General features: G+C 72.8%; 13 protein-coding genes and 1 tRNA gene. 7 read left to right on the top strand and 7 right to left on the bottom strand.

The annotated features are described in order from the left end of the window. Positions 1-120: 120 nt before the first annotated feature. Positions 121-1,194, bottom strand: a complete 1,074-nt coding sequence (locus ACN27J_RS17785; RefSeq protein ID WP_421367534.1) for a PHP domain-containing protein — start codon at positions 1,192-1,194, stop codon at positions 121-123. Between the two features lie 63 nt (positions 1,195-1,257). Here ACN27J_RS17785 and mtnA point away from each other — a divergent pair, with 63 nt between their 5' ends. Beyond that, positions 1,258-2,247 (top strand): S-methyl-5-thioribose-1-phosphate isomerase, encoded by a 990-nt coding sequence (gene mtnA / locus ACN27J_RS17780; RefSeq protein WP_421367532.1) that lies wholly within the window; start codon positions 1,258-1,260, stop codon positions 2,245-2,247. Positions 2,248-2,325: 78 nt separating this feature from the next. Here the strand turns inward: mtnA and ACN27J_RS17775 are convergent, their stop codons facing one another. After that, the gene (locus tag ACN27J_RS17775; RefSeq protein ID WP_421367530.1) at positions 2,326-3,324 is read right to left on the bottom strand and encodes a prephenate dehydrogenase; all 999 of its coding nucleotides are present in this window, start codon (positions 3,322-3,324) and stop codon (positions 2,326-2,328) included. A 254-nt stretch (positions 3,325-3,578) separates the two neighbouring features. Between ACN27J_RS17775 and ACN27J_RS17770 the strand changes: the two genes are divergently transcribed. The 4 genes from ACN27J_RS17770 to ACN27J_RS17755 all read left to right on the top strand — a co-directional run bounded on the left by ACN27J_RS17770 (position 3,579) and on the right by ACN27J_RS17755 (position 5,469). Next, entirely contained in the window at positions 3,579-3,911 is a 333-nt protein-coding gene (locus ACN27J_RS17770) for a hypothetical protein (RefSeq protein ID WP_421372324.1), read from the top strand. Between the two features lie 23 nt (positions 3,912-3,934). After that, a complete protein-coding gene (locus ACN27J_RS17765) occupies positions 3,935-4,135 on the top strand; it encodes a hypothetical protein (protein ID WP_416597165.1) in 201 nt (66 codons plus the stop codon). 193 nt (positions 4,136-4,328) lie between these two features. After that, positions 4,329-4,961, top strand: coding sequence for a tRNA adenosine deaminase-associated protein (locus ACN27J_RS17760; RefSeq protein WP_421367527.1), 633 nt, complete (start codon positions 4,329-4,331; stop codon positions 4,959-4,961). 85 nt (positions 4,962-5,046) lie between these two features. Next, positions 5,047-5,469 carry a nucleoside deaminase gene (locus ACN27J_RS17755; RefSeq protein WP_421372322.1) on the top strand — a complete coding sequence of 141 codons (423 nt, stop codon included), beginning with the start codon at positions 5,047-5,049 and terminating at the stop codon, positions 5,467-5,469. Positions 5,470-5,563: 94 nt separating this feature from the next. Here the strand turns inward: ACN27J_RS17755 and deoD are convergent, their stop codons facing one another. Next, on the bottom strand, positions 5,564-6,271 hold the full coding sequence (gene deoD, locus ACN27J_RS17750; RefSeq protein WP_421367525.1) for a purine-nucleoside phosphorylase: 708 nt from the start codon (positions 6,269-6,271) through the stop codon (positions 5,564-5,566). A 90-nt stretch (positions 6,272-6,361) separates the two neighbouring features. Here deoD and ACN27J_RS17745 point away from each other — a divergent pair. Continuing rightward, a tRNA-Ser gene (locus ACN27J_RS17745) sits at positions 6,362-6,451 on the top strand. A gap of 73 nt (positions 6,452-6,524) precedes the next feature. On the opposite strand, the gene ACN27J_RS17740 is transcribed toward ACN27J_RS17745, so the two are convergent. Further along, a complete protein-coding gene (locus ACN27J_RS17740) occupies positions 6,525-7,568 on the bottom strand; it encodes a hypothetical protein (RefSeq protein WP_421367522.1) in 1,044 nt (347 codons plus the stop codon). Positions 7,569-7,887: 319 nt separating this feature from the next. Here ACN27J_RS17740 and ACN27J_RS17735 point away from each other — a divergent pair, with 319 nt between their 5' ends. After that, a complete protein-coding gene (locus ACN27J_RS17735; RefSeq protein ID WP_421367520.1) occupies positions 7,888-8,517 on the top strand; it encodes a helix-turn-helix domain-containing protein in 630 nt (209 codons plus the stop codon). Position 8,518: 1 nt separating this feature from the next. Here the strand turns inward: ACN27J_RS17735 and ACN27J_RS17730 are convergent, their stop codons facing one another. The 3 genes from ACN27J_RS17730 to ACN27J_RS17720 form a co-directional block, all read right to left on the bottom strand. Further along, entirely contained in the window at positions 8,519-8,746 is a 228-nt protein-coding gene (locus ACN27J_RS17730; RefSeq protein WP_278172155.1) for a hypothetical protein, read from the bottom strand. Between the two features lie 104 nt (positions 8,747-8,850). Then, on the bottom strand, positions 8,851-11,442 hold the full coding sequence (locus tag ACN27J_RS17725) for a caspase family protein (RefSeq protein ID WP_421367518.1): 2,592 nt from the start codon (positions 11,440-11,442) through the stop codon (positions 8,851-8,853). A gap of 186 nt (positions 11,443-11,628) precedes the next feature. Further along, the gene (locus ACN27J_RS17720) at positions 11,629-14,724 is read right to left on the bottom strand and encodes an AAA family ATPase (RefSeq protein ID WP_421367516.1); all 3,096 of its coding nucleotides are present in this window, start codon (positions 14,722-14,724) and stop codon (positions 11,629-11,631) included. Positions 14,725-14,749 lie beyond the last annotated feature (25 nt).

Genomic DNA, 14,749 nt, shown 5'->3' with positions numbered 1-14,749 from the left:
GGGGTGGCCATCGCACAGGACACCGGGCTGCCCCGACCGGCCCGCTCCGGCCCGCTGCCCGGCGGCCCGCAGCCGGACAGCGGTCCAGTGATGGACAGCGGTTCAGTGATGGACAGCGGTTCAGTGATGGGCGGCGGCCCAGTCGACCAGCTCCCCGGCCGACCAGGTGTTGACCACCCGGTCGGCATCGACACCGCAGAGCGCGGCCCGGGCGCACCCGAACCGCTGCCAGTCGAGCTGACCCGGCGCGTGGGCGTCGGTGTCGATGGCGAACAGGCAGCCGGTCTCGACCGCTAGCCGGATCAGCCGCTTCGGCGGGTCCTGCCGCTCCGGCCGGGAGTTGATCTCGACGGCCTTGCCGTGTTCGGCGCAGGCGGCAAAGACCGCTTCGGCGTCGAAGTCGCTTGGCGGCCGGGACCGCCGTCGGTGGCCGCGGTCGCCGGGGCCGGTCACCCCCGGTGGCCGGGACGTCACCATCCGGCCGGTGCAGTGACCGAGGATGTCCAGCCGGGGGTTGGCGACCGCGGTCAGCATCCGCCGGGTCATTCGCGCCCGGTCGTCACGCAGATTGGCGTGCACCGAGCCGACCACCACGTCGAGCCGGTCGAGCAGTTCGTCGGACTGGTCGAGGGAGCCGTCCGGCAGGATGTCCACCTCGATGCCGGTCAGGATCCGGAACCCCTCCGGCAGGGCGGCGTTGAGCGCCGCGACGTGGTCGAGTTGGCGCCGCAGACGGGCGGCAGTCAACCCGCGGGCGACTGTGAGCCGGGGCGAATGATCGGTCAGCACCAGGTACTCGTGGCCCAGCTCGACCGCGGCCAACGCCATCTCCTCGATCGGCGAACCGCCGTCGGACCAGTCCGAGTGGGTGTGGCAGTCGCCGCGCAGCGCGGCGCGCAGTGCCGCCGCCGCCTCGTCCAGGTCGGTGCCCTCGGTAGCCAGTAGCCGGCGCAGATAGACCGGCTCCTCGCCGGCCAGCGACTCGGCCACACACCGGGCGGTCACCTCGCCTACCCCGGCGAGCTCGGTCAACGTGCCGGCATCAGCCCGCTGCGACAACTCGGCAGCGGGCAGTCCGGCCAGTGCCGTGGCGGCGGACCGGAACGCGCGTACCCGGTAGGTCGCCTCGTTGGCCCGCTCCAGCAGGAAAGCGATCCGACGAAGGTCGGCGATCGGGTCCCGGGCATTGCTCACACCGGTCACCATAGGCCCCTTCGGCGGTACTGTCGCCCGGCCGGAGCCGACTAAGGTCGTCGCATGCGGACCATCGACTGGGTCGACGACGCCATCGAGATCATCGACCAGACCGCGTTGCCGGACCGGACCACCGTACTGCGGCTGTCCACCGTCGAGGCGGTGGTCGACGCGATTCGGTCCCTGGCGGTCCGCGGCGCGCCGGCGCTCGGCGTTGCCGGTGCCCTCGGCGTGGCGCTGGCCGCGCGGCTGCACCACGACGAGCCGGACCCACTCGCCGACGCCGTCGACCGGCTGCGTACCGCCCGGCCGACCGCGGTCAACCTCGCCCGGGGCGTCGACCGGGCGGCGGCCCGACTCGCGGAGAGCCCGTCGGCCGTACTCGCCGAAGCGGTGGCCCTGCGCGACGAGGAGGAGGCGGCGTCGGTGGCGATGGCCCGGCTCGGGGCCGACCTGCTCGGGCAGCTCTGCCCGCCCCGGTGCCGGCTGCTGACCCACTGCAACACCGGTGCGCTGGCCACGGTCACCGGAGGAACCGCGCTCGGGGTCGTCGTCGAACTGCACCGGCGCGGCGGGCTGGAATCGGTGATCGCCAGTGAGACCCGGCCGCTGCTGCAGGGTGCCCGGCTGACCGCCTGGGAACTCGACCGGGCCGGGGTCGACTTCCGGGTCGCCGTCGACGGGGCCGGGCCGTTCCTGATGGCCCGCGGCCTGGTCGACGCGGTCGTCGTGGGCGCCGACCGGATCTGCGCGAACGGCGACACGATCAACAAGATCGGCACGTACGCCCATGCGCTCGGCGCACGCCGGGCCGGACTGCCGTTCGTGGTGGTCGCTCCCGAGACGACGGTGGATCCGGCGACCGCGACCGGCGCACAGGTCGAGATCGAGGACCGGGGATCCGCCGAGGTGGTCAGCTTCGCCGCTGCCCGGACCACGCCGGCCGGGGCCGGCGCGGTCAACCCCGCCTTCGACGTGACGCCCGCCGACCTGGTGACCGCCGTTGTCACCGACCGCCGGGTGATCCGGCTGGACCAGGGCGAACAAATCTGAGCCGTTGCCGGTAGACAGCCGGCCCACCGTCGGCCAGCCGGGCCGGGTCGGTCAGCCGGGTCGGTCAGCCGGGCCGGGTCAGTCGACCGGCGCCGGCCGGACCGCCGTCACGGTACGTCGGTCCTCGGCCACGGCGGTGACCCAACCGCCGGCCCGCCCCAACCGCAGCAGCGCGTCCGGCCGGGCCGGCAGCTCCAGCGGCCGGCCCGGCTGTGGCGGCCAGCCGCCCCGGGCCGAACTGCCCGGGGTCAGCCACGGCACCAGAGCCTGCACCGGGTCTTCCGCGTCCAGCGCCGCCCGGGCCGCAGTCAGGGTGGCGAGCACCTCGTCCAGGGCGGCCCGGACCGCCCCGGCGTTGCCACCGCACATCGCCGCCACCAGCTCCGGCCGGCTGGCCGCGACCCGGGTACCGTCCCGAAAGGACCCGGCGGCCAACGACCAGGCGAGCGGGTCCGTCACCGCGGTGGCGGCCAGCGCGGTCGCGAGCAGATGTGGTACGTGACTGATCGCCGCGACGGCCCGGTCGTGCTCCTCGGCGGTGGCCGGTACCACCCGGGCACCCAGCCCGGTCACCGCTGTCGCCACCGTCAGCCAGTCGTCGACCGAGGTCACCGGCAGCTCCAGGCAGAGCACCCAGGCGCAGCCGGTGAACAGCTCCGGATCGGCGGAGGTGAACCCGGAGGTCTCCCGACCGGCCATCGGATGGCCGCCGACGAACCCGGCGGTCCGATCGTGCTGGCGGTGCAGCCGCCGGTCGACCAGCCGCCGCACCGGCTCCTTGACCGAGGTGACGTCGGTGACCAGCCCGGAGTAGCCGACCGCAGCGATCTCGTCGAGCACCGGACCCACCGCCGGCAGCGGCACCGCCAGCAGCACCAGATCGGCGTCGGCCACCGCGTCCCGTACGGTCGGGGCGACCTGCCAGCGCGCGCCGGGTGCCGCCCGCGCGGCGGCGGTACGCGCGGTGGCCCGGGTCGCGGGATCGGCGTCGTACCCGAAAACCCGGTGTCCGGCGGCGGCGAACGCGCGCAGCGCCGAACCGCCGATAAGCCCCAGCCCGATCACCGCCACTCGCACGGCGGTGACTCTGCCACATCGAGCCAGGGCACGATCGGGCAGCCGTCGTCGGTACGCTGACTTGGCACGGCGGTGGACCGTCACGGGCCGCCGCCCCGGCCGCAGGAGGGAGGGACGAGATGCCGGACCGCCCGATCGACTGGCCGTCACCCGCGCCGACCAGCCCGCCCGGTTGGCCCGGTGCGCCGGCCGGCTGGCACCCGCCGGTGGCCGGCTGGGGTCCACCGCATGGCCAGCACCCGTACCCGCCGGGGATGTTCCCGGCCGTGCCCGCACGGCCACCGGCCCCGTCCCGGCCGACCTACCGGGAGCCGCACCCGGTACGCCCCGGAGCCGTCGCGCTCGGGGCGCTGGCCACCGCGCTGTGGCTGCTGCTGACCGGCCTGATCGGCCAGGACCTGCGCGGGTACGCCCTGTCGACGCTGCTCTGCGGCGCACTCGCCTGGGCCGTCGCGATCCTGCTCGCCCGGGTCGGCGACCGGGGCGTGGCGACCGGCATCGCGCTCGCCATGTCGGCCGGCTGGAGCATCACGACTGTGGCGCTCGCCACACACTGGGCGGCGACCGGCGACTGGCCACTGTGGTGACCGGCGGTGGGCGAATTCCGGGCTTGACGAACGCGGCGGCGGTCGGCACGCTCGGCGGCATGGCCAACACCGGGCACCGGCTCGATCCCGAGCGGAATCGGCGCCGACTGCAGATCCTCGCCGAGCTTGCCGGCGCCAAGCTCGGCCGCGAACGGGTCCGGCCCCGTAAGGTCCGTGGGCAGCAGTTGCGCGAGCTGATCGCGGCCCGCCGACTGGTCAACTGACCGAACGCCTGATCTGAGCGAACGCCGACGCGCTGTCGCGCACCGGTCCCTGCCGGTCAGTGACTGTTCGGGGCGTTGTGGGGTCAACGACCGACCTGAGCCGATACCGTCATTCTGACGACAGAATCGGCGGTCACCGACGGCGGCGGGGATGCCGCGCCGCCCGGTAACCGCAGGGACCATTGGGGGGACCGTGCCCTATTTTGCTGCCGCTGCCGTACGCGGCCCGGCCGGTTGGTCCGGCGCCGAGCTCGACCTCGGTGGGGTCGCCGACATCGACGAGGTGGTCGACCGGCTCCGTGAGGTCGACCCCGACGCCGAGGTGTCACTGCTGTTCGTCGAATCGGACGACAGTTACCTGGTGATCCTGCGCCTCGACGAGGGCGAGGATCTGCGAATCTTCAGTTCGGACGCCGCGTTCGCCGAGGAGTCGCGGCTGGGCGCGCTGCTGATCGGCGACCTCCGTACCCCGGCCGTCGAGGTGGACCTCGAACCGGTCGTGGTCGGTGCCGGCGGCGGCTCGATGCCCGCCGCCGCTGCCGCGCCGGCCGGTTCCCGCGCCGGCGGGTACCTGGTCGGCGACCCGTTGGACGACTCCGACGACGTCGACGCGTTGGCCGACGAGGAGGACGACGACGATGAGCCGGCCGCCGACCCGGACGCGGAGCCGGTCGGGGATGCCGACCTGCTCGCCGACCTCGGCCTGTCGGCCCGACGGCTGCTGGCACTGTGCGCGCGTGACGGCATGCTGCCGGCCGACGTGACCGCCGAGATCTGCCAGACGGTCGGCTGCGGCGACGAGATCGAGGAGTTGCGCGAGGCATGAGACCGGGCGGGGCGACGGCGTGACCGGGCGGGGCGACGGCGTGCCGACGGCCCGGCGGCACCGCGACCCGCTGCACGAGAGCTGGATGCGGCGGGCGTTGTCGGTGGCCGGCGGGCCGACCGCCGGCGCCGACGTGCCGGTCGGTGCGGTCGTGTACGACGCGGCCGGCCGCGAACTCGCGGTCGCACACAACGAACGTGAACTGACCGGCGACCCGACGGCACACGCCGAGATCCTCGCGCTGCGCCGGGCCGCCGCCCGGCTCGGCCGGTGGCGGCTCGACGGGTGCACCCTGGTGGTCACCCTGGAGCCGTGCACCATGTGCGCTGGCGCGTTGGTGCTGGCCCGGATCTCGACCGTGGTCTTCGGCGCGTGGGAGCCGAAGACCGGCGCCGTCGGATCGCTGTGGGACGTCGTGCGCGACCGCCGCCTCAACCACCGGCCGACCGTGTACGCCGGGGTGCTGGCCGACGAGTGCGCCGCCGCGCTGCGGGCCTTTTTCCGCTGAGCCGCGCTATGGGCCTTTCCCGCTGAGCCGCGCTGCGGGCATTCTTCCGTTGAGCCGGGCGGTCCGCCGGTGTCGTCGGCCGATCTCGGTGGCGTCAGGCGATCGCGGTGTCCAGCGCGATGCGTACCATCTCGCTGAAGGTCTGCTCCCGGTCGTCCGCGCTCATCTTCTCGCCGGTGCGGATGTGGTCGCTCACGGTGAGGATGGTCAACGCGCGGGCCCGGAACCGGGCGGCGATGGTGTACAGCGCCGCCGACTCCATTTCGACCGCCAGCACCCCGTAGTCGGCCAGCGTGTCGTACAGGTCCGGCCGGTCGGTGTAGAACGCGTCGGCGGCCAGGACCGGGCCGACCCGCAGGTCGACACCGTGCCGGTGGGCCGCGTCGACCGCCGTACGCAGCAGGCCGAAGTCCGCCACCGGGGCGTAGTCGACCAGCCCGGCGAAGCGCACCCGGTTCATGTTCGAGTCGGTGGACGAACCGTTGGCCGCGATCACGTCCCGCAGTTGCAGATCCTCGGCCAGCGCGCCGCAGGAGCCGACCCGGATCAGCGTCCGGACCCCGTACTCGTTGATCAGCTCGTGGGCGTAGATCGACGCCGACGGCATGCCCATTCCCGACCCCTGCACCGACACCTGCGTGCCGGCGTACCGGCCGGTGAAGCCGAACATGCCGCGCACGTTCGAGTAGCAGGTGGCGTCCTCGAGGAAGTTCTCGGCGATCCACTTGGCGCGCAGCGGGTCTCCGGGCATGAGGACCCGCTCGGCGATGTCGCCGGGCTTGGCTCCGATGTGCGTGCTCATGGCCATGATCCTGCCAGTGCGGCCGGCGCTGCCCGCGCTCGGGCGGGACCGCCGTGACGGTCGGCAGGCGCTTCAGGTAGCCTACTCGGCGGTGGTGTGTCCGAGTGGCCTAAGGAGCACGCCTCGAAAGCGTGTGAGGGTTCACGCCCTCCGCGGGTTCAAATCCCGCCGCCACCGCCACTGAGCAGGCGAAACGCCCGGTAGGTCCGCGAGGCCCTACCGGGCGTTTCGGCGCACCGGTCCTCACCGGCCTTCACCGGTCGGCGATTAGCTCGACGACGGCGCTGGCGATCCGGTCGATCGCCGCGGAGTCGGCCAGCAGGGCGGCGACCCGCTCGTCCGCGGCCGGTCCACCACCGGGCGGCCGGTCCATCTCCTCGGCACCCGTGCCGGTGTCGAACACCGAGCGGAGTACGGCGACCACCGCGCACCGGGGGTCGGCACCCCGACGCAGCTGTGCCTCGATCGCCGTCACCGCGACCGACGCCAGCTCGGTCAACCGGGCCTCGTCCGCCTCGTCCGGCGTCCTCGGCTGCAGGTGGTCGGTCTCGCGAGCCGGACCGGTCCCGGTCCGGGCGGCCGGCAGCACCGGGGCGTGCTTGCGGCCGAGCGGCCGTTCGACGAAGTCCGCGTACCACTTCGGACGTCTGCGCATCGCGGCGAGCACCCGGTCGAGGTCGGCTGTCACCTCCCGCTCCCCGCCACCGCAGTGCCCGGTGACGGCGGCCCGGCGGTCTGCCCACGCGGACAGCGGCCACACCCGTACTCCGGCCGTGGCCGGGATCCCCACCCAGACCAGCACCTCGACGGCGAGGGTCAGCAGCCACGGGTCCTGGCCGAGGTCGTGCTTGAGCCATCCGGGCAGCCGGGGCCGCTGCAACGCGCCACGGTCGCCGCGTCGGCGGCGATGCGCGTCGACGGTGGCCGGGCCGATCCGCCGGGCGATCCACCCCTCCAGGTTGACCACTGGGACCTTGGCGTTGGCCAGTAGGTCGTCGAGGACCGCCTCGACGTCGTCGTGGAACTTGTCGAGGCAGTCGGCTTCCAGCCGGTGGACCGACGACGCGCAGGTGTGGTGTCCCCGGGTGAGTTCGATCCGACGGGTCAGCCGCTGGAACACCACCGGCCAGACCAGCGCGTACCCACCCGTGCGGAGCAGCCCGCGTTCCGCGTCGGACGCCGCCCTCGCGCGGTCCGCCAGTATGCCCCGTCGGGCGAGGTCCCGGACGTGATCTTCTGCGGCGGTACGCCCGGACGACGCGCCGGCGGCCCGGACAGCCACGCTCGCACTGGCCATCGGTATCTGTCCTTTCCGGTAAGCCACCAAATCATCAGAAAGGTGTGTGTGGGAGGTGATCGGCGACATGCGTACGGGTCGAAACTAACCGCTGTGCCGCCGACTCAAGAAGCGGTCGGAACCCGTTGCCGTAGTAGTGCGTAGTAGCGGGTCGAATTGTCGACCGGTGCAGATCTGAGGGGTGCCCGGCCGGATCTATGGATGGCGTACTGGTACGACTACGTAGTTCCCCCGATGGAACGGCCGCCGGGCGCGGCGAAGCTGGCGATGTGCCGGTGCCCGACCCGCACGTCGACCGATCCCATCAGGAGCCGCTGCGATGACCACCACACTTCCTCCTCTGCCGGACCACCCCACCCACCGGGCCGAGCCCGCCGACCGGCTGCTCGACCTGGTGCTTCCCGGGCCGGTCGAGCCGACCACCCGGACCCTGCTGACGGCGGCCGCCGCCGGCGACCCGGTACTGCTGCGCGCCCTGGTCCAGCTCGGGCTGGCCCTCGGCGACCTGGTCCGCCGGGACGGACACTGGCGGTGGAGCACCACCGGACCGCGTACCGCCCCGCTGACCGGGTCGTCCGGTACGCGGCCGGTTCGGCGTACCGCCGGCCAGCTCGCCGCGATCCGGACCCTGGCCGAGTCGTGGAGCCGGCCGCAGCCGGCCGCCGGCTGCATCGTGACCGACCGGCCGGGGGCGGCCGTGCCGCCCGTGCGGTTGCCCCGGCTGACCGTCCGCGAGCAGGAGATCCTGCGGCTGCTCGCGGACGGTCTCACCGCCCAGGCGATCGGTCACCGGCTGCTGCTGTCGCCGCGTACGGTGGCCAAGCACCAGGAGCGGATGTACCGCAAGTTCGGCACCTCCGACCGGCTGACCACCGTGCTGCGGGCGCAGCGGCTGGGCCTGCTCCCGCCGCCGGACGCGCTGGCCGGCGCCGGCCGTGGCGACGGGTGAATCAGGACATCTCGCTCGGGCGGGGGTCGAGACCGAGGTCCACGACCACGGTCACCGCGGTCCGACCGTTGAGGTAGACCGTCACCGGCCGGCTGGCCCCGTCCAGCAGCTCCAGCTTGACCACCGAACCGGTTTCCATGGCGGTCTGGATGCTGGCGAGGACCGGGTCGAGGTTCGACTCGGGGATCTCCCACTCGGACCCGTCGACGATCACACGCTTGCGAGCCATGATTTCCACCTTTCAGTCTGTTGTCCGTACGGATATTTCAGCACCGCCGGGGCACCGGGCGTAATTAGATGAATTGCGTACCGGTGGCCCGGCGGAGGCGTTGGTCAGTCGACCGTTTCGATCGTGTACGAGAACGAGAAATCCTGCGCCCGCAGATTTCCCACGGCCGGGTGCCGGCCGACGCCGAATTCCTCGGTCGCCAGCAGGGAGGTGCGGTACAGGCCGATGCTGTCGCCGACCGCGTCCAGCAGCAGCCGGTACGCCAGGTTGACGACCACGGCACCCGCCCCGATCGTGGCGACTGCGGCGGCGGCCTGCGGGGCGGCCACGGCCAGCCCGAGCAGGTTTGCCCCGGCGGCCTGGAAGGCCGGACCGTTGAGTTCGTCGCGCAGCAGGTCGCTCAGTGCCCGGCTGTCCCCGGTGTCCCGGGACACCCAGACCGCCAGGTCCAGGTAGTCCACCGCCCGACCGTGGTAGACGAGCATCCGGTCCAACGGCAGCCGGTCTCCGTCGCGGACGTTGCGGAACCGCGCCGTCTCCGCCCGGTACGGCACCGCCCCGTCGTCGTCGGCGGTGCCGGTGAGCACCACCGCGTCGACCCGTATGTCGGCGCTGCGCAGCGCCCGGTTGCGGTGCACCAGCACCTCGTCCAGCCGGACCGCGACGGTGCGCGCCGCGCCGCCACGGGCCCGGAACAGCAGCCGCGACCGGTCCGGGCGTTCGTCGATCAGGAACCGCACCGACTCGGCCGGCGGCCGCGCCGTCGGGCTCAAGCTGAACTCGATGGTACGCAGCGCGTAGCGCACCTCCGGGGCGAACTCGTTGGACATTTCCCGCATACCGCCGCTGCCCAGCTGGTCGAGGGCCCGCTCCAGCGGCGACTGGTCGCGGCGTGGGACGGGGCTCTTGGCGGTGCGGATGCCGTCCTGCTGGAGCAGCCCGACGTCCTGCGGTCGCGAAGTGGCGATCAGCAGGATTGTCTCCGGCCGCCCGGCCGCCGGCACGATGCCGGCCGGCCAGTTCAGCCGCACGCCGCGCAGCACCCCGCTCAGGGCGTCGTACCCCACCAGGTACTTCTCGCCGGGCTCGAGCCGGAACCCGGACGGCGCGAAGTTGGTGAGATTCTCGATCCGGGCGGAGACACCGATGTCGAGCAGCGACACGTAGACCGCCTCGGTGCCGCCGTTGCGCACCCGCACGTACACCTGGTCGCCGTCGTGCACGACCTCGCCGGCGGACCGCATCGGCACCTCGACGCCGTCGACGACCCGGCCCCATTCGAAGGTCAACGGGGTGTCGAGAGCGCACCGGGGGTCTTCACCGAGGGCCCGCAGCCCGGTGGCGCGGGCGACCCGTTCCAGGTCGGTGAGCAGCCGGGCGGCGGTGCCCGGCCCGGCCGGTCGGGGGCTGTGCAGCGGACCGGTCCGGTCGTGGATCTGGTAGTTGCCGGCCCGATCGGGCCGGACCTCCACGGTGCACGGCTCGTCCGCATCGGCCAGCCGGACCAGGGTGCTGGTACCGATCGCGGCGACCAGGTCGGCGGCGTCCGGGTCGGTCACCCGGACCGGCAGCGCGGGCGCGGCGCTGCGGGTCCGGTACGCCCGGGCCGTCGTCGGCACCTCGGACCAGCCGGTACGCAGGGTGAGCTCGGCCTGTGCCGCCAGCGCCCCGAGCCGGTCGACGACGGCGGTGCCGACGCTGGTCTCCTCGTCGACCGGCAGCTCGGCCGGCATCACGGTGAACTCGTCGTGGAGCTCGACGCCGAGCAGCGGGGCGCCGGGCAGGACCACCCGGCCGTCGGGAGTGGCGGCCACCGGCAGGCCGGCGATCGGGTCCGTCTCCTGGAGTGAGAACAGCAGTCGGCGGGACGGCCCTTCCACCTCTGGTCGCTGGTTCGACGCCCGGCGCAGCACCTGGCGACGTACCGTCTCCATCAGCGTGAACCAGGTCACCGGAAGGTTCTCGGCGGCGGCCAGTGCCTGGATCAGCGCCTCGGTGAACATCCCGGTGCGCAGCCCGGCACCGTTGCGGTACTCGTAGGCGGACTGCTCGGGGGCGCAGGCCACCAGCCGCACCGAGTACGGGTCGCCGGTCACTACCCGCCGGTCGACCGCGAGCCCGTCCCGGCGCAGCGCCGCCAGGTGCCGGCTGATCTGCTCGTACCGGGTGGTCGACTGCCGATCCAGGCCTTTGACCCGCAGGTCGGGGTCGCGGGACTGGTGGGCGGCGTGGCAGCAGTCCAAGGCCACCACCACGTTCTGCGTCACCTCGGTCAGTCGGGCCTGCAGCACTGACAGCTCGACCGAGGTGATGCCCCGAAATTCATCCTCAGTGGATGGGGAGTAGTCGGTGGGCACGATGAACTGCAGGTCGGCCGGTCGCCGGTCGGGCGTAGGCTGGCTGGCCGGTTCGTCGCTGGCCGGGTCCTGACCGGCCGGGTCGTCGCTGGCCGGATCCGGTGCGGACGCGTATCCGCCGTGACCGCTGTAGTAGATCAGGACAGTGTCGTCCGCCGTGCTCTGTCCGATCAGTTTCTCGTAGCCAGCGAGGATGCCGGCGCGGGTGGCATCGTCGCCGGTAAGACAGGAAATGGTGAACCCGCGCCCATCGAGCGCCGCCGCGATCGTTTCGACATCGTTGTGCACCCCGGTGAGGCCGTTGGTCTGAGAACCGACCAGCAATGCTCTCCGCGTCACCGCTACCCCCTAAAAGGTCGCTCAGCAGATCCGGTGTGGACTTTACGGGTCGGGCGCCGGTGGCGTCATCACTCAGTGCCTACGATCTTTTGCGTACGGTCACTTTCGGCTCGCCCGCCGGCGATCGGCTCCGACCTGACAGGACGATCCACCGGTACGTTCGGTGCGAGGACTCCGTACGGAGGTCTATCCGGAATCCCGATCGGCGCAGAGCCGGAGCCGATGAGCCATCGAGGCGGCGGCATTACGGTTGTTGGCCGCCATCTTCCTGAGCAGGTTGGACACATGGACACCCGCCGTGCGTTCGGTGATGAACAGTTCGGTGGCGATCTCCCGGTTGGTCCTGCCCAGGCAGAGCAGACACAGCACCTCCAACTCGCGGGCGGTGAGACCGAACGGTCGTACTGCCGGCCCGGCGGTGTCGGCGGTGTCGGCGGCTGGCTCCGGCGGCTCCGGGTCGAGGGTGATCCGGGCCCGACGGGCCATCGCCTCGATCTCGGTACGCAGCGGCCCGGCCGGCAGCGGCTCGGTCGTCTGCCAGGCCGACCGGGCGGCCGATCCGGCGCGGGTCAGGTCGGCGGCGGCGAGCGCGGTCTCGGCTTCCCGCCAGTAGGCGTAGCCGGCCGGGTAGGACCGACCGAGCATCGACCAGCCACGGGCCACCGCCGCCCAGGCCTCGGGGTCGGCGGTGCCTCGGGCCCGGGCGAGCTCGGCCAGGCAGAGGTCACGCCATACCCGTACCTGTGAAACCCCAGCCTGGTCGGCTGGCGGCGGAGCCGGCTGGTCAGCCTTTGGGAGGTCCGGGCCCTCGGCCGGCACCGCCGCCTGGTCGGCCAACCGTTCGGCGTACGCGACAACCGCCGACAACCGGACCGGGTCGCGCTCGGGTTGCGTGCGCAGCAGCTCGCACTCGTCGGCGGCGGCCCGTAGCCCGACGGCGTACATCCGGGTCAGCTCCAGGACGTTGGCCTGGCCCTCCAGCACGGCCAGGCCGGCTCGCACCGCCTCATCCGCCCCGGTCAGGTCGTCGCGCCACAGGGCGAGCTCCGCCAGACAGGCGTACAGCGGTCCGACGAACCGGGGGTCGGTGGTCGGCCGGTCCACGAGTTGGACGCCGGCCAGCAGATCGGCGGCCGCGTCGAAGGACCCCTGAGCGAGCCGGATCTCGGCCAGGGTCAGCCGGGGGTAGAGGGTGCCCCGCAGCGGCCTGGCCCGCAGCACGTCGTCCAGCACCGCGGCCGCCTCGTCCCATCGGCCGAGCAGTACCAGTGTCGCGGCGGCGTTGTTGGCCAGCACGCCGGCGCCGCGGGCCTGCTCCAGACCGCGTGCGCGGGCCACCTTCAGCCCGTCGAGGGCGACCTGGACCGAGTCGGTCAGCCGCCCCACGTGCTCCAGCGCCACCGCGAGATTGCCGTACGCCCGGAACAGGTCCTCGAGGTGGTCGACCTCCTCGGCGATCCGCAGTGCCTCGCGTACCTTGGCCATGCCGTCGGCGGGCTGGTCGAGCATGGTCAACGCCATGCCGAGGGTGTTGAGCGCGCGGCCCTCCTCGGCCCGAGCCGGCACCGCCCGGGCCAGCTCGACCGCGTGGGCACCTTCCCGCGCGCCCTCGGCGTACCGGCCCTCGCGTACCTCGGCCATCGCCACAGCGGCCAGTACCCGAGCGCTCACCGCGCTCGGCGGCTGCTCGGCCAGCGCCCGCGCCGCCGCCCGGTAGGTCTGTTGCGAATCGCCGTACTCACCGGCTTCCCAGAGGTAGTTGCCGAGGCGTTCGAGCAGTTCACCCGCGTCGCGGGGGGCGGCGTCCCTCTCGGCGATGGCGGCCCGGTCCACCTCGGCGATCGCGGCGCGGATCAGTTCCAGTGCCTGCTCGACCCGACCGCCCCACCGGGCGGCGTCGGCGGCGGCGGCCAGCACCCGCCAACGCGGCTGGCCGGTGCGTCGCTGCGGATCGTCGACCCGCGACCACAGGCTGAGCACCCGCTGGTAGTGCTGTTCGGCTTCGCGGAACGCGTGGACCCGTACCGCCATCTCGCCGGCACGCACGGCGGCGGTCAGCGCCTCCGGTAGTGCTCTGGCCTCGTACCAGTGGTAGGCCAGTTCGGCCGCTGCGGTGAGATCCTCGGCGAGGCTGAACCCCGGGTCCGCGGTGAGGGCGGTGGCGAGCGCGCGGTGCAGCCCGACCCGCTCACCCGGCAGCAGTTCCTGGTAGACCGCCTCGCGCAGCAGGGCATGCCGGAAAACGTACGTGTCGTCGGCGGCGTCGATGGTGAGAACGTGCTGGGCGACGCACTGCCGCAGCGCTTTGATCAGTTGCTGGTCGGGCAGGTCGCAGACGGCTGCCAGCAGCCGGTGGCTCACTCGCCGCCCGGCGACCGCTGCGGCTCGCAGCACGTCGGCCGCGGCGTCGTCGAGCAGTTCGACCCGGGACAGCATGATCTCGCTCAGTGAATTGGGCAGTCGGGTGGACGCGGGATCGGTCAACACCCCGGAGACCACCAGTTCCTCGGCGAAGAACACGTTTCCGTCGGACAGTTCGTAGTACCGGTCCAGCAGCGACCGGTCCACCGGGTCGCCGGCCGACGCGGTCAGGAACCGGTCCAGCTCGGCGCGGGTGAACCGGGCCAGCTCCAGCCAGTGAATCCGGCGGATGAAGTCCGGTTCGGCGAGCAGTGTCCGCAGCGGATGCCGCCGGTCCAGGTCGTTGGACCGGTAGCTGTGCACCAGCAGGATCCGCTCGTCGGTCTGCGCCCGGGCCAGATAGGAGACCAGGTCCAAGGTGGATGGGTCGGCCCAGTGCAGGTCCTCGAAGATCAGTACGGTCGGCGCGTGCGCGCCGAAGTGGTCGAGCATCCGCAGTACCGCGCCGAACACCCGTAGCTGTGCGGTCGACTCGCCGAGGGGCGCGACTCCGGTGAAGTCCGACACCAGTCGGCTGAGTTCGGCGTAGGACGGGCCGCCCAGCTCGCGTACCCGCTGCTCACCGAGTTCCCGGACGATTCGGCGCAGGGCGTCGATCAACGGGGCGTACGGCACCGCGCCGGTGCCCAGGTTGATGCAGGCGCCGCGCAGTACGGTGCGGCCCGCCGAGCGGGCCTCGGCGGCGAACTCCTCGAGCAGCCGGCTCTTTCCGACGCCCGCCTCACCGCCGACGAAGACCGTCGCGGCGGCACCGCCCGCCGCCTCGGTCAGCAGCCCGGTCAGCCGGGCGCGCTCCGCGGCGCGGCCGATGAAAGATCCACCCGCTGCCGGAAACTGCGCAGATGCGTACGCCGTCGCCATGTGTCCATGGTGGCGCGAGTAATGG

This window comes from Solwaraspora sp. WMMB762, assembly GCF_049179115.1.
Lineage (GTDB): Bacteria > Actinomycetota > Actinomycetes > Mycobacteriales > Micromonosporaceae > Micromonospora_E.
The sequence above is the reverse complement of the archived record's forward strand: the minus strand, read 5'-3'. Positions and strand labels throughout refer to the sequence as shown.